General features: G+C 64.9%; 19 protein-coding genes, 2 tRNA genes and 1 other RNA gene. 5 read left to right on the top strand and 17 right to left on the bottom strand.

Annotated features, from left to right (window positions below; all coding sequences use genetic code 11):
* Window positions 1-308: 308 nt before the first annotated feature.
* A complete protein-coding gene (locus AAK988_RS10260) occupies window positions 309-1796 on the top strand; it encodes a CCA tRNA nucleotidyltransferase (protein ID WP_369873661.1) in 1488 nt (495 codons plus the stop codon).
* Here the strand turns inward: AAK988_RS10260 and AAK988_RS10255 are convergent.
* From AAK988_RS10255 to AAK988_RS10220, 8 genes are all read right to left on the bottom strand, one after another.
* Window positions 1793-2542 (bottom strand): sulfite exporter TauE/SafE family protein, encoded by a 750-nt coding sequence (locus AAK988_RS10255; protein WP_369880712.1) that lies wholly within the window; start codon window positions 2540-2542, stop codon window positions 1793-1795. The genes AAK988_RS10260 and AAK988_RS10255 overlap by 4 nt on opposite strands.
* 163 nt (window positions 2543-2705) lie before the next feature.
* Window positions 2706-2782 (bottom strand) — tRNA-Glu (locus AAK988_RS10250).
* 24 nt (window positions 2783-2806) lie between these two features.
* Window positions 2807-2880 (bottom strand) — tRNA-Gln (locus AAK988_RS10245).
* Between the two features lie 195 nt (window positions 2881-3075).
* Complete coding sequence (locus tag AAK988_RS10240; protein ID WP_135971178.1) at window positions 3076-3771, bottom strand: TetR/AcrR family transcriptional regulator; 696 nt, start codon at window positions 3769-3771, stop codon at window positions 3076-3078.
* A gap of 112 nt (window positions 3772-3883) precedes the next feature.
* The gene (locus AAK988_RS10235) at window positions 3884-4267 is read right to left on the bottom strand and encodes a cytochrome c3 family protein (protein ID WP_151432088.1); all 384 of its coding nucleotides are present in this window, start codon (window positions 4265-4267) and stop codon (window positions 3884-3886) included.
* A 4-nt stretch (window positions 4268-4271) separates the two neighbouring features.
* Window positions 4272-5960, bottom strand: a complete 1689-nt coding sequence (locus tag AAK988_RS10230) for an FAD-dependent oxidoreductase (protein WP_369880710.1) — start codon at window positions 5958-5960, stop codon at window positions 4272-4274.
* A gap of 268 nt (window positions 5961-6228) precedes the next feature.
* Window positions 6229-7083, bottom strand: a complete 855-nt coding sequence (thiD, locus tag AAK988_RS10225) for a bifunctional hydroxymethylpyrimidine kinase/phosphomethylpyrimidine kinase (protein ID WP_369880708.1) — start codon at window positions 7081-7083, stop codon at window positions 6229-6231.
* 98 nt (window positions 7084-7181) lie between these two features.
* Entirely contained in the window at window positions 7182-8081 is a 900-nt protein-coding gene (locus tag AAK988_RS10220) for a LysR family transcriptional regulator (RefSeq protein WP_369880706.1), read from the bottom strand.
* A 306-nt stretch (window positions 8082-8387) separates the two neighbouring features.
* Here AAK988_RS10220 and AAK988_RS10215 point away from each other — a divergent pair, with 306 nt between their 5' ends.
* The 3 genes from AAK988_RS10215 (at window position 8388) to AAK988_RS10205 (ending at window position 12513) form a co-directional block, all read left to right on the top strand.
* Window positions 8388-10091, top strand: a complete 1704-nt coding sequence (locus AAK988_RS10215; protein WP_369880705.1) for an FAD-binding protein — start codon at window positions 8388-8390, stop codon at window positions 10089-10091.
* A gap of 91 nt (window positions 10092-10182) precedes the next feature.
* Window positions 10183-10800 carry a hypothetical protein gene (locus AAK988_RS10210; protein ID WP_369880704.1) on the top strand — a complete coding sequence of 206 codons (618 nt, stop codon included), beginning with the start codon at window positions 10183-10185 and terminating at the stop codon, window positions 10798-10800.
* Window positions 10801-10818: 18 nt separating this feature from the next.
* A complete protein-coding gene (locus tag AAK988_RS10205; protein ID WP_369880703.1) occupies window positions 10819-12513 on the top strand; it encodes an FAD-binding protein in 1695 nt (564 codons plus the stop codon).
* A gap of 76 nt (window positions 12514-12589) precedes the next feature.
* Here the strand turns inward: AAK988_RS10205 and AAK988_RS10200 are convergent, their stop codons facing one another.
* The 4 genes from AAK988_RS10200 to AAK988_RS10185 form a co-directional block, all read right to left on the bottom strand.
* Window positions 12590-13186, bottom strand: coding sequence for a cysteine hydrolase family protein (locus tag AAK988_RS10200; protein ID WP_369880702.1), 597 nt, complete (start codon window positions 13184-13186; stop codon window positions 12590-12592).
* A complete protein-coding gene (thiE, locus tag AAK988_RS10195; RefSeq protein ID WP_369880701.1) occupies window positions 13153-13905 on the bottom strand; it encodes a thiamine phosphate synthase in 753 nt (250 codons plus the stop codon). Before thiE ends, AAK988_RS10200 begins: the two co-directional genes overlap by 34 nt.
* A gap of 161 nt (window positions 13906-14066) precedes the next feature.
* Window positions 14067-15434, bottom strand: a complete 1368-nt coding sequence (thiC, locus tag AAK988_RS10190; RefSeq protein WP_369880700.1) for a phosphomethylpyrimidine synthase ThiC — start codon at window positions 15432-15434, stop codon at window positions 14067-14069.
* 161 nt (window positions 15435-15595) lie between these two features.
* Entirely contained in the window at window positions 15596-16222 is a 627-nt protein-coding gene (locus AAK988_RS10185; protein WP_369880698.1) for a thiamine diphosphokinase, read from the bottom strand.
* A 48-nt stretch (window positions 16223-16270) separates the two neighbouring features.
* On the opposite strand from AAK988_RS10185, the gene rnpB reads away from it, so the two are divergent.
* Window positions 16271-16641, top strand: an RNA gene (gene rnpB, locus AAK988_RS10180) — RNase P RNA component class A.
* A 287-nt stretch (window positions 16642-16928) separates the two neighbouring features.
* Here rnpB and AAK988_RS10175 read toward each other — a convergent pair.
* From AAK988_RS10175 to AAK988_RS10155, 5 genes are all read right to left on the bottom strand, one after another.
* Entirely contained in the window at window positions 16929-17750 is an 822-nt protein-coding gene (locus AAK988_RS10175) for a DivIVA domain-containing protein (protein WP_135971169.1), read from the bottom strand.
* Window positions 17751-17807: 57 nt separating this feature from the next.
* On the bottom strand, window positions 17808-18065 hold the full coding sequence (locus AAK988_RS10170) for a YggT family protein (protein ID WP_369873676.1): 258 nt from the start codon (window positions 18063-18065) through the stop codon (window positions 17808-17810).
* Between the two features lie 63 nt (window positions 18066-18128).
* On the bottom strand, window positions 18129-18953 hold the full coding sequence (locus AAK988_RS10165) for a cell division protein SepF (RefSeq protein WP_135971167.1): 825 nt from the start codon (window positions 18951-18953) through the stop codon (window positions 18129-18131).
* A 115-nt stretch (window positions 18954-19068) separates the two neighbouring features.
* Entirely contained in the window at window positions 19069-19761 is a 693-nt protein-coding gene (locus AAK988_RS10160) for a YggS family pyridoxal phosphate-dependent enzyme (protein WP_369873677.1), read from the bottom strand.
* Window positions 19762-19766: 5 nt separating this feature from the next.
* Window positions 19767-20594 (bottom strand): purine nucleoside phosphorylase YfiH/LACC1 family protein, encoded by an 828-nt coding sequence (locus tag AAK988_RS10155; RefSeq protein WP_369873678.1) that lies wholly within the window; start codon window positions 20592-20594, stop codon window positions 19767-19769.

Raw genomic sequence — 20594 nt, 5'->3', positions numbered from 1 at the left:
TCCGCGGGCCTCGCCCGCCGCCGTCTCTCGCGAGCGGCGCAAGGAAGTACTTTACAGGTCGGCTCCGGTCTTGTCAAGAACTTTTTTCGAAATTCTTTCGGGGCCGTCCCCCGCCCGCGGCCCTGGGGCCCGGCGGCCGCGCCTTCCCCGAGCGCGGACTGCATATGATACACCGTCCGGCGGATCGCGCAAGGGGGGATTTCAAATTTCTTGAAAAATTTTTCCACCATCGAGGATATCTGCCGCTTTGGAGCCGCATAAGACCACTATACTGGGCAGATCGTCGCAGCCACGGACAAGGATGAGCCATGAAGCACGGTCGCAACCCCAATACCAGCGCACGCCCCTTCCAATTCGGGAATGACCCCGACGGCGGTTTCAGCCGGGCCATCGTGGACGGATCGACCCCCGGCGCTCCCACGATCCTTGGCGAAGCAGAGGATGCGGTACGCCTCCCCCTTCCCGTGGTTGCGCGGGAAGCCCTTAGCATATTAGAGGGAACCGACGGCGAGGGCTGGTGCGTAGGCGGCTTTGTGCGCGACGCCCTCTTGGGGCGCGAGATCCATGATGTGGACGTTGCCACGAATCTTCCCTGGACCGTCGTGCGGAGCGCCTTTCAGGAAGCGGGATGGAAGACGATTGAGACAGGCGCGGCCCACGGCACTATCACGGTTATCCGCGACGGGGAGCCGTTGGAAATTACCACTTACCGCTGCGACGGCACCTACAGCGATGGGCGTCATCCCGACCGGGTGACCCCGGTCGCCACCATCGAGGAAGACCTTCTGCGCCGGGATTTCACGGTCAACGCCCTTGCCTATCATCCCGAGCGCGGTCTCATCGACCCCTTCGGGGGCATAGCGGACCTTGAGGCCGGCATCATTCGCTGCGTGGGCGACCCCCTGACGCGGTTTTCGGAGGACGCCTTGCGCATTCTGAGAGCCTGCCGGTTCGCCTCGCAGCTGGGGTTCTCACTGGACGGGGCCACCTTCGATGCCATGATGGCCTCGAAACACCTGCTGCGGAAGGTGTCGGGCGAGCGCGTCTACCGCGAGCTGGAGCGCTTCATTTGCGGTGACTACGTGCGCGATGCCCTTATGACCTGCGTGGATGTGCTGGCCTTCGTGCTCCCGGAGCTCGTGGCCATGAAGGACTGCCCCCAGGTGACGAAGTACCATATATATGATGTGCTGGAACACACGGCCTGGGCGGTGCAGCACACACCTCCCAGGCCCATCACGCGCTGGGCAGCGCTTTTTCATGATATGGGCAAGCCGGCGGCGGCCTTCTTCGAAGTGCGCGACGGCGAGGAGGTGGAGCACTTCTACGGGCATCCCTGGATCAGCGAGCAGCTGGCCTGCGGCATCATGCACCGCCTCCCCTTTCCCGCTTGGCTACGGCGCGATGTGCCGGTGCTGGTGCGGGTGCATGACGACGTGATCCCCGCGAACGGGCGGGCCGTGCGCCGCGCTTTGGGGCGGCTTAGCGGCCGACCGGAGATGTTCGAGGCCCTGTGCGATCTGAAGCGGGCCGATGCCCTGGCCCAGGCGCCCTTCTGCGCCCCGCGGGCCGAACTGGCTGAAGAGCTGCGGCGACTGATGAGGGAAGTGCTCGCCGCCGATGAGGCGTTCTCCGTCAAGCAGCTCGCCTTGGACGGCCGCGATATCATGGCCCTGGGCGTTCCGGCCGGGCCGGAGGTGGGACGCATCCTGGACGCGTGCCTGGACGGCGTCATCGACGGCGAGGTTCCCAACGAGCCCGAGGCCCTGCGGGCCTTCGCCCGGAGCCTTGCCTAGACGAAGAGGTCGGCCAGGAGCTTTCCGGCGAACAGCACCATAACGAGCAGCATGATGGGGCGCAAGATGAGCGCCCCTTTCTTGTCGAAGAACGCGGAGCCGAGCCAGTTGCCCGCGATATTGAAGGCAGCGGCAGCAAGCCCCAGGCCGACGAGCACCTGACCGCTGGCAAGGAACACGGCGAGCGCCGCTGCATTGGTGGCCAGGTTGATGGCCTTGGTGGTGCCGGCGGCACACTTCACATCCTGGCGGCCGAGGGCCGTGAGCAACAGCATGAGAATAGTGCCGGTGCCCGGCCCGTAGAAGCCGTCGTAGACGCCCACGGCCAGGGCGATGGCGCCGGTGGCCAGAAGAGCTCGGCACGGTGGCAGAGGGTGTTCGGAGAAGCGGTTCAAATCCTTGGCGCGAAACACGAGCGCGGCCACGGGCGGCAGGGCCGCGAGCATGAACACCATGAGTGCCGTGCTGTCGGCGAGCAGGGCCAGATTCGCCCCCACCGCCGAGCCCGCAAGACCGCACGCGACACCCACGACGACGAACCGCTTCACCATATAGCCGAAGAGCGCATAGCGCACACAGGCCACAGCGGTGCCCAGGGTGCTCGACAGCTTGTTGGTGGCGATAGCGGCATGGGCGGAAAGGCCGGCGAAGAAGTAAGCGGGCAGCGAGATGAGCCCTCCCCCGCCGGCGATGGCATCGACGAAGCCGGCGATGAGCGCCAGCGGGCACACGATGAGAAATTCCATGGAGACCCTTTCCGCCGTCCGTTCGACTAGACGAACTCCAGCCTCGTCCCTTTAACAGCCGCAGGGTGCGGGACACCGCGGCCTCGCGGCTACCCCTCGCCCCGGCGACGACCGCCATCGCTCAGACATGAAAAGAGCCGCCCGCAGGCGGCTCGTGAGTTCTTGGTAGCTCCGACCGGATTCGAACCGGCGACCTCCGCCTTGAGAGGGCGGCGTCCTAAACCGCTAGACGACGGAGCCACATAGTGCTTCGCGCGATGAAAATGGCTGGGGTGGAAGGAGTCGAACCCTCACATACGGCACCAGAAACCGCTGTCCTGCCATTAGACGACACCCCAACGACAATTCTTCGCACGAACCGCTAAAGCGGTAAGCGCAGGTGATTATATTAATGATGGAGGGGCTGTCCGTCAAGACCTAATTTTCGCTTTTTTCGGAATAGCCCTCAAGCGGTACGGGCGGCAGAGACAGCGCGGTCTGCCCTCGGGCGGCGTGGAGCCCTGTGGAATCGGAAGCTGTTCGCAAGCGACAGGCTATTCCTCGGGAGTGCGCCATGCGCAGGGATCGGGGGCGGACAGAGCACGGATGCCCTGGATGATGATCTCCACGCCGTGGGCGAAGGCCTCCTCGGTGTAGGCGCTTCGCACGATGCGCTGCCACAGCGGCGCCGCAGCCGCCTTCCCGTCAGCGCCGCCCCCTCCCTCTTCCCTCAGCTCGGCAGCGGAAACCCCCTTCCGCTCCGCCTCAGCCTGCAAGGCAATGGCGTTGCCGACGAATCCGGTGAGATAGGCGTCCACCATAGCCCAGGCCTGACGCAACACCGGCTCGGGCATGCCCTGGGCCAAATGCAGGCTCACGATCTTCTCGGTATGGGCAGCCAGGCCGTTGCCGGCTGCCTGGGGGTTCACATCGATGGAGGCCACCTCGGGATGGGCCAGCTCCTCCCGGTAGATGGAGGTCATGGTGCGGCGCAGGGTGTCGTCCCAACGCTCCCCGGGAACCGGATCGGTATCCATCGTGCCCATGAACCGCTCGAGCACCGCGCAGAGAACCTCGTCGCGGGAAACGAAGTGACTGTACACCGCCATGGCCGACACGCCCAGATCGCGGCCGAGCGCGCGCATGGTGAAGGCGCCAAGGCCCTCCCGTTCGATAAGCTCGGTCGCCACCTGAACGATGTGGTCGCGCGTGAGCGCCGGGCGCTCCTTAGCGGCCGGGGCATGTCCCATGGGGGCGACTCCCTTCTCCGTCGCGTTTATCTCGTAAGGCAAGTATAGAAAAGCGGCGCGCCCGCGAGGAGCGCGCCGCCTTCTTCCCCATCTGGAATCCAGACCCCGACCCCTAGGCCGCTTGGAGCGCGGCTCCCGGGCCCTGCTCGGGGTTATGGGGCCAGCTGTGGCAGTTGTCGCACTGGTTGTCGGTGACTTCCTTGTCCCGGGCGTGGCAGTTCACGCAGGAGTTGGGGCCGCCGTGAATGGAGCCATGCGGGTTCGACAGGCCGTAGTCGGCCGTTGTGGAGGCCAGGGCGTCGTAGGAGCCGCCGTGGCAGGACAGGCACTGCTCGTCGGAGACGTACATGCCGTCGCCCGTATCGGCCATCTCGGTGCGGGCGCCGTCGGCGGCACCGTCGGTCGCGGGCTGAGTCGCCGGCGCACAGGCGGCCAGGGCCGCGCAGAGGGCCACCACACAGGCCACGCCGGCCAGCTTGATCATGTTCTTCTTCATAGGACTACTCCCCCTTCATCGCGTGCTCGGCGGCCACATAGCCGAAGGTGATGGCGCGGCCGATGGACGTTCCCGGAATATGACGCGGGTAGTTGCCCGCGAAGAAATTGCCCGAGGCGTTGCCCACGGCGTACAGGCCGCCGATGACCTTGTCATCGGTGTCGAGCACCTGGCAGTCGCCGTTGATGGTAAGACCGCCCCCCGTGGCCAGCACGCAGCTGTTAGTGGTCAGGGCGAAGAAGCGCGTGCCCGTGAACGGCATGGTGGCCATGAGATCGCGGTTGAAGTCCTCGTCCACGCCGCCGGCGAAAAATCCGTTGTAGCGCTCGATGGTGGCGGCGAGGTTGTCCCCGTCGATGCCGCAGGCGGCACCCAGCTCCTGGGGCGTGGCGCCCTCGAAGAGCCAGCCCTTGTCCTTGAACTCTTGAATGGTGGCGTCGTCGCCCATGCCCTCCATCATGTTCTCATCGAACACCTGGAAGCAGCCGGCACCGTAGCCGGGCTGGGCGTTCTGGGCGTTGGATACGCTCTGGAACGGCAGATCCTCGCGGACGAAGCGCTTTCCCTCGGGATTGATCATGAGGCCGAAGTAGATGGCGTTCCACGTGCGGGCATCGAAGAACGAGTCGGGGTTGCCCCAGCGGAAGTTCATGACCGGCTGCGGGCAGGGGTCCATCTGAGCGCCCACCTTAAGGCCCATAAGATGGCCGTCTCCGGTGGTGCCCCAACCGGGATTCCACCAGCTGGAGGTGGCGTAATCCTCAGGACGGGTCCAGGCCTCCATAAGCTCGGGGTTGGCATCGTAGCCGCCCGTGGCCAGGATGACGCCCTTGGCGGCATTGATCTGGCCGTAGGTGCCGTCGGCGTTCTTCACGATGATGCCGGCGACCCGCTCACCCTCGCGCACGAGCTGCACGGCCGGGGTGGAGAAGCGCAGCTGGAGGTTATCGTACTGCTTGGCCACTTCCTGCATCTCCAGGCAGACGTAGATGCCCGAGTAGCCGGAGCGCACGCCGGCATCGGGCGGCAGGCAGGGACTGTCGTAGAAGCCGAGTTCGGTATCGATGAGCTGAGTCATAGCCGGCATGCCGTTGGTGGAGGGAGCCTGCTCCACCTTGCTGATGACGAAGCCGTTGGCGCCCTTGTCGAGCATGGCCTGCCAAAAGTCGGTGGCCTCGCCGGAGCGGTCCACGTAGGTGCGAATGGGTTCAGGGCGCACGCGCCAGTAGGCAGCGCGGTACATCTCGTCAAGCAGGTGCACCTTGTTGATCTCGATACCCTCCTGGCACTTCGCGCCCACGGCACCGAAGCACTCGAAACAGCCGCGGCCCTTGGTCATCTTCTCGACGCAGATGACATTGGCGCCCTCCTCGGCGCCCTTCAGGGCCGCCATGAGGCCGGCGATGCCAGCACCGACCACGACGATGTCGCAATCTTCCGTGGCCGCAATCTCGTCAGCGGCGATCTCGCGATCCTCGAAGCCCACCGGGCCGCGCGGGCCCGGGCAGGCGGCCTTCTTCACGGGCACCCAGCCGGTCTCGCACGCGAGGCCATAGGCGCTCTCAGCCGCGGCACCCTCTTCGGCAGCCACCGCCACGCCCGCACCGCCCAGGGCAGCCATCGCGCCCGCGGCGACGCCCATGGTGCCGGCGCCGCGCAGGAAATCGCGCCGGGATACGCTTCTCTCCTTCATGGTTCCTCCTTCTCTCCCCGAACCCCTCTCACGGGTTCGCCAGATACCTCAGACCCGTCCTTTCCTTCATTGCCACACGGGCCTTACACTGTAAAGTTAGCAGTGCAATGCGCATCATAGCGATTTTACTTTACATTGTAAAGAGGTTAGGGGGAACAAAAGACCCCGATAAGCCGGGGCCTTGGCCGATGTCATGGGAAAGCCGGCGGAAGGGCCGGGCGAAAAAGCCGCGGGGCCTTTCGGGCACCCGGGGACGATGGACGCGATCCTAGCAGGGCACCGGACCGTAGCGCCACATGTGGTTCAGAGGACCGCTGCCGCGCCCCAGATCAAGCCCGTCTGCCAGGGCGCCGGCCACGTAGGCCTTGGCCTCGCGCACGGCCACATCGACGGCAAAGCCCTGGGCCAGGTTGCAGGCGATGGCCGAGGAAAGGGAGCAGCCCGTGCCGTGGGTGTTGCAGGTCTCGATGCGCGGCCCGCGCAGCCAAACATGCTCGCTGTGATCCAGACGCAGGTAATCGTCGGCCGCATCGGGCTCGCCCACCCCGTGACCTCCCTTGATCATGATGGCGGGAACGGGCGCGTCGCTGTCGGCGAAGTCGGATGCCGTTTGCCGGGCCGCCACGATGCGCTCGGCGATCAGCTCGGCGGCGCGCTGCACGTCCTCGGGGCAAGCGATGGCCATGCCGGCGAGCACTTCGGCCTCGGGAATATTCGGCGTGACGACCGCGGCCACGGGGAACAGCTCGGCCACCAGCGCGTCCACCGCCGCATCAGCGATGAGCGCCGAGCCCGAGGTGGCCACCATCACCGGGTCCACCACGATGTTGGCGGCACCGTGCCGGCGCAGCCCATCGGCAATGGCGCGGACGATGGCCGGCGACGAGACCATGCCGATCTTCACCGCATCGGGGCGGATATCCTCGAACACGGCGTCGATCTGCGCGCCTACGAAGGCGGGATCCACATCGAGCACGCCGGCCACACCCGTGGTATTTTGGGCCGTGAGCGCCGTGATGACGCTCTCGCCGAAGAGCCGGTGAGCAACGATGGTCTTCAGATCGGCCTGAATGCCCGCCCCGCCGCTCGAGTCGGATCCGGCAATGGTGAGGACTGCTTTCATGGCGTTCCTTTCTGGGAGCCGGATCGGCCGCTGCGGCCCGGCAAAGAACAATGCCCGGAAAGCGTACCACAAGGATGCCAGAAGCAGCCGGAGGACGGCTAATCCGAAATGTCGGTGTTTCTCGCACAGTCGACAATGGCATCGAACAGGTCGAGCACTGTCTCATTGTCCTCAGAGAGCCGACACACGACGCACACGTCGAACACATCGGTGATGTCATCGAGGGGGCGGGCCACGATATCTCCCCCGAAGCGCGAGTAGTCGGGGAAATGCACGCCGAAGATAACGCTGTCAGTCGTGCTGGGAAAGCAAAGCGCATCTGGATCGAGATGCTCGATAGCCGTATGGAGATGGTGACGCTCCTTCGCTTCTCGCACGAATGCATGATATGAAGCACGCTCCTCCATGGGATAGGACATCATGCGGGCGCCGGCGAGATCCGAGAAAGAGAGCGGATGCCGCTCTGCGAGAGGATGCGACGCATGGCAGGCAATGCCGAAGGGCAGGCAGAAGAGATGCTCATAGCACAGCTCGGGAGAGGCCTCGGCATAGCGGAATCCCACTGCCACATCAGCGTCGCCCCCGATGAGCCTCTCCTCGTAATCGCGCACACCGACCTCGGCCATGGACACCTTAATGGCACGGCGCTCGGCCACTTGGGAGGCGGCAAGGGAGACGATGGAGGCAAGTTGCGCGTTGAGCAGTGGACCCATCACGCGCACGGTGGCATCCCGATCGGCTTGACAGTCTCGCGCTTCGCGCAGCACCGTCTCGTAGGAGTTCACGACATCCTTGAGCCCTTCCACGAAGACCGCGCCGCTCTCCGTTAACGACACTTTCTGAGTGTTGCGCTCGAAAATACGAAACCCCACCTCGCGCTCAACCGCTGTCACGTGCTTGCTCAAAGTCGATTGCGTGATGAAGAGCCGCGCCGCTGCCTTGCGGAAGCTGAGACACTCCGCCAACATCGAGAGCTCCTCGCAATAGCTGATATCCATTTTCCTCCCCTTGCATCCCCGGTTCCTGAAAGAACTCCCTTTATCATACAAAGACATCGCGACGAGCGCACCCCCTCGCAACGCACTGTTGTTTCCAATGCAACTCCACCTTATTCCCTTTTGGAAATATCCCTCAACCCCCCGTGCCATCTGGACTGATTCCAACTTGGATTCACATAGCGCCGCATCGGCGCTTCCGCGGGGCTCCCCTCCATCGTAGTCTGGCCCCGCAAGCTGCCGTGGGGTTACGAGGCACTTGCAGCATGTCAACGTCGGACAATCCGGCATTTCCATGAAGGAGGATCCATGAAAAAGGATTTCTACACCGCAGAGCACGAGGACCTTTCCCGTCGCAACTTCCTTAGGGGAAGCGCCCTTGCGGCCGCAGGCCTGGCCGTGACCGGCATGGCCGGATGCTCGTCGAACCCCGAGGAGCCGCTGGCCGACGCCGGCATCAACGGCAACCTCCCCGAGAGCTGGGATGTTGAGACCGACGTCGTAGTAGTGGGCTTGGGCGCCGCCGGTCTCTCAGCGGCCATCGCGGCGAAGATGAGCGGCGCAGAAAGCGTCGTGGCCTTGGAAGCCGCCCCTGAGGAGGACGCTGGCGGTACCACGCGCGTCTCCGGCGACATGCTCATGATTCCCGACGACGTCGATGGCGCCATCGCCTACCAGACCGAGCTGAATGGCCCCTATACAGTCGAGCCCGAGCTCATGCAGGCCTGGGCCGACGGCGTCGTGGGCAACTACGAGTGGCTGACCGAAGACCTCGACTTCGTGCTCGGTGACGCCACCGCAGCCCGTCCGGAATTCCCCGGCATCACCGGCGGAGAGCACATCAAGACTTATTATGTGGACGGAATCTGCGGCATGTCCTCGCTGTGGATCCCCCTTATGGAGAAATCCGACGAGCTCGGTGTCGAGGTTGCCTACGAGGCACGGGCCACCGAGCTCATCTACAACTACGAGACTAAAGAGGTCTACGGCGTTCGCACGGAAGACGGGCGCACCTTCAAGGGCCGCCGCGGCGTCGTCCTCGCCTGCGGAGGATTCTCTGGCAACCCGGATATGCTGCAGGACTACATGGCTTCCATGGGCTGCCCGAAGCCCTTCGCGCTGGGCTCTCCATACAATGTGGGCGACGGCGTGCGTATGGCCCAGCAAATCGGCGCCCAGCTGTGGCACATGAACAGCTATGCCGCGTCCAGCTATAACGTTCGTGCCATCAGCTCCGATTCTCCCACCTCCAATATTCCCTATCCGGTAGGCATTGATTACATCCTTGTCAACGGCGAGGGCGAGCGCTTCATGTATGAGGAGACGCGCAGCATCCAGCGTCACGGCAAACAGAAAGACCGCGGCGTGTGGCCTCTTATCCCCATTCCGTCAGGATCGCACCTCATTATGGGCGGTCAATGCGGAGCCAACGACATCTTCGGCGCCATCACCTACATGACCTGGCCCGTCATTATGGAGAAGGGCTACACCACCAACCAGGAGCTCATCGATGCGGGCATCATGTTCAAGGCTGACACCATTGAGGAGCTTGCTGATAAGCTGGGATATCCCGCCGAGAAGCTGGCTACCACCCTGAAGAAGTACAACGACGCCATCGACGCCGGCGAGCCCGATGAGTTCGGCCGCGGCACCGAGGTGTATGCCTCCAACCTCTTCAACGCCGCCGAAGGTACCGACGCCATTGCCGGTGACGAACATGGCACCGAGTCACTGGCCATCGAGGCGTTCCCGCTCCAGAAAATCGAAGGCCCCTTCTACGGCACTGAGATCGCCCTCGGCCTGCTGAACACCCAGGGAGGCGCGAAGCGCGACGGCAAGAGCCAGGTGCTCGATCTTTCCGACAACCCCATCCCGCGCCTGTTCTCCGCGGGCGAGTTCGGCAGCATCTACGCCTACATGTACAACGGCGGCGGCAACATCAGCGAGGCCGTGTCCACCGGCCGCATCGCCGGCCAGGGTGCCGCGGCCCTCGAGCCCTGGGACGTCGCCTAGAGGGTCCGCGCAGGCCCTCTGAACGATCCACATCGCACATTCCCGGACCCGGCGACCCCCCCTCGCCGGGTCCCTCCGAGAGGAGCATCCCATGAGATCGAACCGATTGAGAATCATCGCCGCCGTTGCGGCGGCTTTCGCCCTTGCCGGGGCACTCGGCGCCTGCGCGCCGCAGGCGGCTCCCACCGATGGCGAACCTGCGGCCGTCGAATCTGAGGGTACCGCGGAGGCCGCGGCCTTCACCTGGTCGGTCGATTCCGACTGCGGCACCTGCCACGGGGACGACGTCGCCTCCTTCGACGACGCCAGCTGCCCCGCCTCGCAACACGCTGCCATGAAAGATCAGTGCATGACCTGCCATAACGATCCGAACATGGAGCGCGCCCACGCAAAGGTGACACTGGATTCCGAGAAGAAGAAGGCCACCCTCAAGCGCACGGTCGTCGCACGGGACACCTGCCTCGCCAGCGGTTGCCACGACATGACCGAGATAGCGGCGGACACTGCCGATGTCACCGTCCTCACCGACAAGAATGGCACCACGGTAAACCCCCACGACTTACCGGAATCCGAGGACCACGCCTCGATCAACTGCTCGTCATGCCACAAACTGCACACAGCCGACACCCCGGCTGAGGCGGCCCCGGCCACCTGCCGAAACTGCCATCACGCCGATGTCTACGAATGCAACACCTGTCACGACCACTAATCATCGAGGAGAAAAACTATGGAAACGAACTTCAGCCGTCGAGGATTTCTAAAAGGCGCGGGCGTGACCGCCCTGGGAACCGCAGCCCTGGGCCTTGCCGCCTGCAGCGGCACGGAAGCACCGCAAGCAGAGCCCCTGGGAAGCACCGGGGCGCCCCAAACGGCAAAGAACATGCCCGAGGCCTGGGATTTCGAAGCCGATATCATCGTCGTTGGCAGCGGCGGAGCAGGGCTTGCCGCCGGCATTGCCGGACGCCAGGGCAATTCGAGCGTCATCTTGCTCGAAGTGTCGCCCGAGGAAGAGTGCGGCGGCAACACCCGCGTATCGGGGAACATCATCATGGTGCCCGACAGCGTCGAGAAAGGCGTGACCTATCAGACGAACCTCAACGGCGGCTACATCGTCGATCCAGATATTGTCCACACATGGTCCCAGGGGCTCGTTGACAATCTGCCCTGGCTCACCGACCTCGGCTACGAGATGGTCTTCGCCAAATTCGCCTCGCCGGAGTTTCCCAGCGTAGAGGGGGGCGACGGCATTAAAACCTATATCGTGAATCCCGCAACGGGGATGAAGACATGGGATGCGCTCTACGAGGCCGCCGAGGACGCCGGTGTCGAAATGCATTTCGGCACCCGAGCCACCGATCTCGTCTACGACACCCTGACCAACGAGGTTTTCGGAGTCATAGCCGACGGTGCGAGCTACAAGGCGAACAAGGGTGTCGTTCTGGCCTGCGGAGGCTTCGAGAACAACCCCGCCATGGTGCGCGATTATTTCCCCAACACAGGTTGCTCCCAGTCCTTCTTCTTTGGCTGTCCCTACAATGTGGGCGACGGCTTCAAGATGGTCATGGACATCGGCGCCGATCTATGGCATATGAACGCCTTTGCAGGGGGCGGCGTGGGCCTGCGCATCCAGAGCGCCGAGTCGGGGCTGGCGAGTCTGCCCGCGTTCAAAACCAAGGAGTTCATATACGTTGACGGCGAGGGCAACCGCTTCATGTACGAGGAGACGGCCGACCACAACCGCCACGGCAAGGTGAAGGAGCGCGGCGTGTGGCCCCTCATCACCGTACCGGACAACTCCCACGTCATCCTGGGCCAGGGCCTCGTCGATGCAGGCCCCGTGGTTGACCCGACGGGGTTCGGCATCGGATGGTCCAATGTGCATCCGTCCTACATCGGTGCCACCGACAACGACGGCTTCATGAACCTCGGCATTCTCGTGAAGGGCGACACCATCGAGGAACTGGCCGAGAAGCTCGGATACAACCCCGCCACCCTCGCGGCCACCATCGAAGAGTACAACGCCGATGCCGCGCGAGGAACCGATGGGAAGTTCCACCGCGGAGAGGAGGTGCTCGACGACTACTTCTTCGATGCGGGAGCCTCCTCAGTCGGCTATGGCGAAGGCGCATCCCAGGTGTCCATCGAGGCCTTCGACCTCGTGCCCATCGAGGGACCCTTTTACGCGCTCGATCTGTCCTATGGCATGCTGAACTCCCAGGGCGGCCCGCGCAAAACCGTCAATGGCGAGGTGCTCGACACGAAGGGGAGCGCCATTCCCCGCCTGTACGCGGCGGGGGAGTTCGGAGCCCCCTATCCCTATATGTACAATGGTGGCGGCAACGTATCCGACGCCATTGCCTCCGGCCGCATCGCCGGCACCCATTGCGCGACTTTGACCGGATGGGACGGCGCAGAAGCTTAGAAATACTGCACGACGGGCTTTTTATCGGGGAGAGGTGCTCCAGGGGCACCTCTCCCTCCTGTTCATCGAGGGCTTTTTAGCCTTCGATGAACTTCATGGCCTCATCGGTATCGATGACCTTTGCAGCGTAGCACACCTTCATATACTCGATGCCCTCCTCCTGGTTTCCCACGAGGAAGGTTGCCGTCGCGTCATCCACGACGATGATGTTGAAGTTGTTGAAGTAGGCATCGGCCACAGTGTGCTTCACGCAGATGTTCGTGTCCATGCCGCAGCAGATGAGCGTGTCCACACCCAGCTCGTTCAGCAGCAGAAGCAGCCCCGTTTGGAAGAAGCCGCTGTAGCGGCGCTTCTCCATCACGTAGTCGGTCGGCTGCGGGTCCAAAAGCGGGGACGTTTGGGCCTGGGGCGTGCCGGCGATGCCGTGGTTGCCCCACAGCGCCAGCTCACGGTCGATACCGGGCAGGTGCGCGTCGTTGGAGAAGATGACGGGCATGCCGACAGCGCGGGCAGCCGTGGTCAGGCGCGCCGTCTGGCGCATCGGAGGCAGCAGCAGCGCCTCCAAAGGCGTGCCCGTGGGGTCGCCCAACTCGTCGATGACGAGCAGGGCGCACTTCGCGCGGTCGATGGCGTCCAGGTTCACCAGATCGTTGTTGTTCTCGTCTCCCAGCATGTTGGTCTTCCTCTCTCGATGGCGGCCGTAACGCGGCCCGGCCAAGGTTCGCGGCCCGCGCCTCTCGGTTCACGGGGCAGCACGTCATCCATGATACGGGAAAGCTCGCGGGTCGCCGCCGCTATATCGTCGGCGGCGAAGATGGCGCTCACCACGGCGGCGCCGTCCACGTTCAGGTCGGCCAGAAGTGGCAGCGTGTCGCCGTTGATGCCGCCGATGGCCACGATGGGGATATCCACCGCCGCGGCAATGGCGCGGAACTCCTCGGGTGCGAGCACGCCAGCCTCGGGCTTGGTGGCCGTACCGCGCACGCCGCCCACTCCCAGATAGTCGGCGCCGGCGGCCTCGGCAGCGCGGGCCTGCTCTACCGTCTGGGTGCTCACGCCCACGATGGCATCGGGGCCGAGCAGCGCCCGGGCCCGCTCGCAGGCCATGTCGTCTTGGCCCACGTGCACCCCGTCGGCGCCGACCGCGAGCGCGCACTCTACATCGTCGTTCACCACGAAGGGAACCCCGGCCGCCCGGCAGAGGGCCAAAAGCTCGGCGGCCTCCGTGCGCAGCGCGGCCCCATCGGCCCCCTTGTGGCGCAACTGCACAAAGGTGGCGCCTCCCTCAAGCGCCTCTTCCACGCACGAGGCCAGGGTACGCTCCCCCAGCCACGCATTGTCGGTCACCGCGTATAGGCGCAACGCGGCCTTCAGGTTTCTCTTATCGAACATGTTCTTACCTCCCGGGTTGAACCCATGTCAGCGAGGGTCCGATAGGTGCCTGGAATTGCCCCGCCTTCGCACCAAGTTGGCTTCGGCCAACGCCGCGTGCGAAACAAGGGGCAAGGCCAGGTGCCTATCGGAGCCACAGCGTCGGCTTAATTCGTTGTCCGTCAGGACAACGAAACAGTGAGTCCGTCCATGATGTCGTTCACCGTCTTCATGGCGCACATCTTGCCGCACATGGTGCAGGTGCCCTCAGTGGAGGGCGGAGCGCTCTCGAAGACAGCGCGGGCGCGGGCCGGATCCAGGGCCAGATCGAACATCTCGTCCCAGGCCACGCGCCGGCGGGCGTCGCTCATGCGGTTGTCGCGGTCACGGGCATCGGGCACGCCCTTGGCGATGTCGGCGGCGTGGGCGGCGATCTTCGTGGCCACCAATCCCTCGCGCACATCGGCCGCGTCGGGCAGGCGCAGGTGCTCGGCCGGGGTCACATAGCACAAAAAGTCGGCGCCCGCAGTGGCCGCAACGGCCCCGCCGATGGCGGCCGTGATATGGTCGTAGCCGGGGGCGATGTCGCACACGAGCGGCCCCAGCACGTAGAAGGGGGCATCGTGGCACAGACGCTTCTGCAGCTTCATATTGGCGGCGATCTCGTCGAGGGCCATATGTCCCGGGCCCTCCACCATCACCTGCACGCCGGCATCCCAAGCGCGACGCGTGAGCTTCCCCAGCTCGATGAGCTCGGCGATCTGCGCCGCGTCGGTGGCGTCGTAGCCGCTGCCGGGACGCATGGCATCGCCCAGCGAGATGGTCACGTCGTGCTCGTGCAGGATGGCCAGTACCTCGTCGTAGTACTCATAGAAGGGGTTCTCGCGCCCCGTGGCCTCCATCCAGGCGAAGATGAGGGAGCCGCCGCGGGAGACGATGTTGGTCAGGCGGCCCGTCTCCTTGAACGACTCGATGACCCGGCGGTTCATACCCGCGTGGATGGTGACGAAATCCACGCCGTCTTCCGCATGGGCCCGCACCACTTCCAAAAAGTCCTCGGGCGTGATGGCGATGAGGGACTTTTCCAGATAGCCGATGGCATCGTACATGGGTACCGTGCCGATCATGGCCGGCGATTGCTCGATAAGCTTCGTGCGGAAGGCGCGCGTCTTACCGGAGTTCGACAGATCCATGATGGCATCGGCCCCCAGTTCCAGGGCCACGGCCACCTTCTCCCATTCCGTCGCCTCGTCGGCCAAGTCGCCAGAGATACCGAGGTTCACGTTCACCTTGGTGGTCAGCGGCACGCCGTCCAAGGTGGAGCCCACGCCGCCCGGTGCCAAGCTCGCATGGTGGATGTTGGAGGGAATGGCGATGCGGCCGGCGGCCACGGCAGCGCGGATGGCCTCGGGCTCGCGGCCCTCGGCGGCGGCCACGGCGGCCATCTGGGGCGTGACGATGCCGGCACGGGCATAATCCATTTGGGTGATAGGCGCGGAGGCCGGCCCAGAGGCGGCGGCAGATGCGGGCGTCGTGCGGTCTTCGATCATAAAACTCCCTTCGTTGGCATTACCCACAGCAGGTTCGGCGGGTCGAGGCGTATGCGGCGCCTCCTCTCAGCCTGCCCGGCCGCACGCGCATGCGGCGGCTGCAAGCTCCCCAGGTATGCGGTTGTCAGATCAGTATAGGGAACCCTGCGGCAATGAGGAGCCTACAGGGGCAGGAACACGGCCAAGGTGCCGCTTTCGACGGAGATACGGGCGGCCGTGCCCACGAGTTCGTTGGATAGGCCCCAGCTCGTGCGATTGGTGAGCGCGACGTGGTCGAGTCCGTATTTCAGTCCCTCCTCGCACACGCCGGTGGCCACATCGGAAAGGGAGAAAACCGACACGATGCCCTCGTCGGCCGCCTCGACCAGCAGCTCGCCCGGCCCTACCAGCAGTGCGATGCGCTCGCGCTCCCCCACGGCCATCACGTCCAGCCCGCGCTCGGCGAACGAGGCCAGAAGCGACAGATTCGCGAGCGTGTGATCGAGCCGGCCGCCGAGGGCCCCGTAGACCACCGCGGCCGCAGCCCCGCGGGCCACGACCTCTTCCAGGGCCAGCTCCATGTCCGAAGCGTCCTTTTCGGGAGGAAACCTGCGCACGGGCACGCCTTCGGGCACATAGTTCAGCGAGTCGAAGTCGCCCAGAGCCAAATCGGGCACGCGCCCGAGGGCCTCCAGGGATGCGAAGCCGCCATCCACGGCGATCACACAGTCGAACGCGCCCTCCCGGTCCCAGGCGACGAAATGGGCGCCATTGAAATCCGAGGCGCCGACAAGAGCGTAGGTGATCACGAAAGTCCCTTCTGGCAAGTTCCGTCCTTTCTGCTACAATACCACAGGCGAGCGGGCCAGACGGCCGCGTACCCTTCGGGGTGCGAGGAAAGTCCGGGCTCCGCAGGGCAAGATGCCAGCTAACGGCTGGGCGGGGCGACCCGACGGAAAGTGCCACAGAAAAGAAGACTCCCCCGCGCGAAACGTGTCGCCTGCGCGGCACGCACGAAACGGGAGAAAAGCTGAAACGGTGCGGTAAGAGCGCACCAGCGCGCTGGCAACAGCGCGGCTTGGTAAACCCCATCTGGAGCAAGCGCAAATAGGAGCGCCATACGGTGGCCCGCCGTGCGCTCGGGTTGCGTGCTAGAGGCGCGAGGCGACTCGCGTTCGAGATAAATGGCCGTCCCCGACAGAACCCGGCTTATAGGCCCGCTCGTTTTCCTCCCATTATCCCCAGTCCCGCAGTCGCTCTATGCGCAGAACGCAGGCGAATGGGGCAAGTTTTCGCCGTTTTCCAACACCTGTGGCGAAGAGGAGCGGGCTTCACCGCGCAAATTGCCCGTCCGACCATACGTCCAGGCATCTCCATGGCCTCGATGGCGTCATCGCGGGCAGTGCGATGTTGGAAAACGACGAAAACTTGCCACAGAGGGAGAATCTCGACGCACCAAAAAGGAAAAGGCCCCGAAGGGCCTTTTCTCTTTCTCTGACGAGGGATTGCGGCAGGTTAGTCGATTTCCTCGAACTCGAAGTCGTCGGCGTCGCCGAAGCCGGAGAGATCCTTCTCATAGGCCGAGGCAACCGGCGTGGCGGCGGCCACGGCCATGCCGGCAGCAGCCGGAGCCGCGGGGGCAGCCGGAGTCACGTAGGACGAAGGGGCCACGTACTCGTCGATCTCGAAGGTTCCCGTCATGCCGGAAGCCACATCGTAATCGCCGTCGCCGGCCGCGGCAGCAGCCGCGGGCACGTTGGCACCGATGTCGGCCAGCTTGCGGGAGGCATCGGAGATGATGTCCTTCAGCAGGTCGGCGTACTCCTCGCGGGCGTCCTCGCGATCGTCCTGGAGCTTGCGAATAGCGTCGATGACGTCCTGGCGATCGGTGTTGGCACGATCGATGATGCGCTGAGCCTCATCGCGGGCGTCCTGGATGGTCTCGGTGGCGTTCGCGTTGGCCTTGGCAAGGATCTCGTCAGCGGAGCGCTGGGCGATGATGAGGGCCTGGGCGATAGCGTTGTCGTCGGCGCGCTTGTCGTTGAGCTGGCGCTCCAAGTCGGCAATGATGGCGTCCTTCTGGGCGAGCTGGGCATCGAACTCGGCGGTGTCAACCGAGGAGACGGTCTCGGCAATGGCCACCGTGGCGGAGGCCGGAGCGTCGAAGCCGCTGAAGCGATCCTCCTCCAACTGCGCCTGCAGGTGGGCGATGGTGTCGTTCAGCACGTCGATCTCGTCGGCCACGTGCTCGAGGAAGACATCGACCTCGTCGACGTCGTAGCCCTTGCGATCGATGGAGAAGCTCTGATTGTGGATGTCAGAAGCGGTGATAGCCATGAATGTTACCCTAGCCCTTCTCGTTCCCGTTGTTGTTTGTATGCCGGTCGTCTGACTTTAGAAGAGCACTACCAGCAAGCGTACCCCGAATTGTAATACAAGCAAGGCGATGATGGGAGTTACGTCCACCATACCTCCAAGGGGCGGAATCAATTTCCTGAACAAATTCAGGTACGGGTCGCACAGTTTCCCGAGGGCCCGGTAGATGTCGCCGATAATGCCCGTCTGCGTATTCGGAAGCCACGACATCATCACATAGACGAAGATGATCATGGAGTACGCATCCGCCAGACGGATGAGGAGAGAGGTTAGCATGGGGAAAGCTCCTTAGAACGCTTCGCGGCCCCGGTGTTGCCGGGCCGTTTCGGAAGGGACGGCCTAGACGAGACCTTGGCTGCGCAGGTACGAGCGCTCGGCCTCGGACAGCTCGTTCACGCGGGTGAGGGCGAACACCTTGTTGCCCACGCACTCGACATTGGCATCGAGGGCGCTGGCCACGCCGAAGGAGAAGTCGAGAATGCGCTTGGAGAGAGCGTCGGGCGTGCCCACCAGGCAGAGTACCACGGCGTCGCCGAGCTTAAGGGCCGTGGAGACCGCCTCGGCATCGTTGTAGGCCGCGGGCTTGATGACCTTGAGGGTGCGGGAAGGCACCGTGCGGGAACCGGAGAAGGCGCTGGCCCCCGTGAAGCTGCTGCGGGCGGCCGGACGCTCCTCGCTCGGCGCTGGAGCCGTGGGCTCAAACAGCGAGTTGAGCCCTTCGGAGCGGGCCTGATGGGCCGCCGAGGCCGCAGCGGAGGCGGCAGCGGTGCCCTCGGGGGTCATCTGGGGCGGCAGCGAGGAATCCACCATGGTGCGGAAGGAACTGGAGCCGACAGAGCGGCGCGAGCTGACGGCGTTATCGTCGGGCAGGGACGGCACCTGGGTACGGGCCCGCACATCGTCGATGGACACGAGGCGCGGCATGGTGGAACGGCCTGCGGAGCGCGTCCCAGGCTCGCGGGTGGTCACCGAGTCGTAGCGGTCGAAGGAGCTGCGGGACGAGGTGCGGGTATAGCTCTCGTCGTAGCCGTACTCGCCGTAGTCCTCCCCCTCGTCGTCGTATTCCTCGTAATCGTCGTAGTACTCCTCATAGTCGTCCTTGCGACCGAAACCCAGTTTCGACTTGATATCGCCGAACATGCGCTTGCCGTCGTTCAGGTCCATGGGGCCTCCTGCTTCGTTTCCGCGGCGACCCGCAGTCGCCCTTGCTCGTATAAGGTCTCAGGGACGCAAGGGAGCGCCCTGCCGTAAGCCATCCACCATCATAGCAGGTTCGCTACTACTCCTCGAAAGAATCGCTAAAGATAGCACGGCCAACGCGCACCATGGTGGCGCCGCAGGCGATGGCGCAGGGCCAATCCTCGCTCATGCCCATGGATAGCTCGGTGAAGGCCCCTGCTTCCGCGTCGCCCAGGGAGGGGCGAATCTCCCCTGCCAGGACCGCAAGCCCCCGGAAGGCGGCCTCGGCAGCGGCGGGGTCGCCCTGGGGCGCCATGGTCATCAGGCCGCGCACCCGCAGATGGGGCAGTGCCGCCAGCGCCCGCACAAGCATGAGCGCCTCCTGGGGGGCGACGCCGCTCTTGGAGGCCTCCCCCGAGACATTCACCTCCACCAGCACGTCCTGCACCGTGCCGAGGCGTGCGGCCGCCTCGTTGATCTTCTGCCCATGGCGCAGGGTGTGAAGCGAGTGGATGAGAGCGGCCGCACCCACGATATCGGGAATGCGCCGCGACTGGATGTTGCCGATGAAATGCCAGCGCACCTCGGGGAACTGGGCGGCCCGGGCCACCAGCTGATCGGGGCGGTTCTCCCCGAAGTCCCGGGCGCCGGCCTCCATGGCGGCAGCCACGCCCTCGGGGCCAACGGTTTTCGACACGGCGATGAGGCGCACATCGGACGGCTCGCGCCCGCACTGCTCGCATACCGCGGCCACCTCGGCGGCGACGCGGCGGTACTGGTCTTCCACGCTCACGGGAATCACCTTTCCAATCGACAGGCCAGGGCTCCATGGCGGCCGCAGCGGCCGCCCGAGGCCCGGTAGGAGAAGTACTGCTCGGAATGGCACTGGGTGCACATGCCGGCCTCGGCCACGCGGGCCCCATCGATGCCGATGGCGGCGAGATCGGCCCGGATGGCAGCGGCCATGGACACATGGCGGCCGTCAGGCCCCATGCAGACGGGACCGAAGGCATCGCGGAACCGGGCGGCCACGTCATCGCCCACCTCGAAGCAGCAGGGGCCGATATGGGGCCCGATGTACACGTTGACCTCGGAGGCATCCGCCGAGGCGGTCGCGGCGAGATCGGCAACGGCCGTGCTGGCAATGTGGCCGACGCACCCGCGCCAGCCCCCATGGGCCACGGCGAAAGAGCCGTCGGGAGCCACGGCGATGATCGGCGTGCAGTCGGCAAAGCAGAGCAGGGCCAGGGTATCGGGCACGGTGACAAGGAAGCCGTCGGCCCCCTCGGCCGCATCGGCCCGGGCGGCCTCGCGGGCAGCGGCGCCCGCTTCGCGCACGGAGACGATGCGGGTGCCGTGAACCTGGTTGGCGGTCACGACCGCATCGGGGCCGACGCTGAGGGCCCGGGCGGCGCGGGCCACGTTTTCGGCCACGGCCGCGGGGTCGTCGCCCACATGGCCGCCGAGGTTCAAGGAGCCGTAGCACCCCTCGCTCACCCCGCCCGCACGGCCCGTAAAAGCAATGCGCACGCCCGTGAGGCGGGCGAGCGCATTGTCGGTGAGCACCGGGATGGCGCCCAGATTCATGTTTTCGAGCCGCGGCAGCGGCAGGCTCGTCTGCGCCAT

This window comes from Adlercreutzia muris, from assembly GCF_041223505.1.
Taxonomy (GTDB): domain Bacteria; phylum Actinomycetota; class Coriobacteriia; order Coriobacteriales; family Eggerthellaceae; genus Adlercreutzia; species Adlercreutzia muris.
Note: the sequence above shows the minus strand (reverse complement) of the source record. Positions and strands in the feature narration are given on the sequence as shown.

Bases quoted from the DNA above. Each gene is read 5' to 3' on its own strand.
- AAK988_RS10200 (WP_369880702.1), bottom strand. From the start codon at position 13,186: ATGCTGGGAGACGAGAACAACAACGATCTGGTGAACCTGGACGCCATC.
- AAK988_RS10175 (WP_135971169.1), bottom strand. From the start codon at position 17,750: ATGGCTATCACCGCTTCTGACATCCACAATCAGAGCTTCTCCATCGAT.
- AAK988_RS10235 (WP_151432088.1), bottom strand. From the start codon at position 4,267: ATGAAGAAGAACATGATCAAGCTGGCCGGCGTGGCCTGTGTGGTGGCC.
- thiC (WP_369880700.1), bottom strand. From the start codon at position 15,434: ATGATCGAAGACCGCACGACGCCCGCATCTGCCGCCGCCTCTGGGCCG.
- AAK988_RS10240 (WP_135971178.1), bottom strand. From the start codon at position 3,771: ATGGGACATGCCCCGGCCGCTAAGGAGCGCCCGGCGCTCACGCGCGAC.
- AAK988_RS10165 (WP_135971167.1), bottom strand. From the start codon at position 18,953: ATGGACCTGAACGACGGCAAGCGCATGTTCGGCGATATCAAGTCGAAA.
- AAK988_RS10215 (WP_369880705.1), top strand. From the start codon at position 8,388: ATGAAAAAGGATTTCTACACCGCAGAGCACGAGGACCTTTCCCGTCGC.
- AAK988_RS10220 (WP_369880706.1), bottom strand. From the start codon at position 8,081: ATGGATATCAGCTATTGCGAGGAGCTCTCGATGTTGGCGGAGTGTCTC.
- AAK988_RS10155 (WP_369873678.1), bottom strand. From the start codon at position 20,594: ATGGCGCAGACGAGCCTGCCGCTGCCGCGGCTCGAAAACATGAATCTG.
- AAK988_RS10230 (WP_369880710.1), bottom strand. From the start codon at position 5,960: ATGAAGGAGAGAAGCGTATCCCGGCGCGATTTCCTGCGCGGCGCCGGC.
- AAK988_RS10205 (WP_369880703.1), top strand. From the start codon at position 10,819: ATGGAAACGAACTTCAGCCGTCGAGGATTTCTAAAAGGCGCGGGCGTG.
- AAK988_RS10260 (WP_369873661.1), top strand. From the start codon at position 309: ATGAAGCACGGTCGCAACCCCAATACCAGCGCACGCCCCTTCCAATTC.
- AAK988_RS10170 (WP_369873676.1), bottom strand. From the start codon at position 18,065: ATGCTAACCTCTCTCCTCATCCGTCTGGCGGATGCGTACTCCATGATC.
- thiD (WP_369880708.1), bottom strand. From the start codon at position 7,083: ATGAAAGCAGTCCTCACCATTGCCGGATCCGACTCGAGCGGCGGGGCG.
- AAK988_RS10255 (WP_369880712.1), bottom strand. From the start codon at position 2,542: ATGGAATTTCTCATCGTGTGCCCGCTGGCGCTCATCGCCGGCTTCGTC.
- thiE (WP_369880701.1), bottom strand. From the start codon at position 13,905: ATGTTCGATAAGAGAAACCTGAAGGCCGCGTTGCGCCTATACGCGGTG.
- AAK988_RS10210 (WP_369880704.1), top strand. From the start codon at position 10,183: ATGAGATCGAACCGATTGAGAATCATCGCCGCCGTTGCGGCGGCTTTC.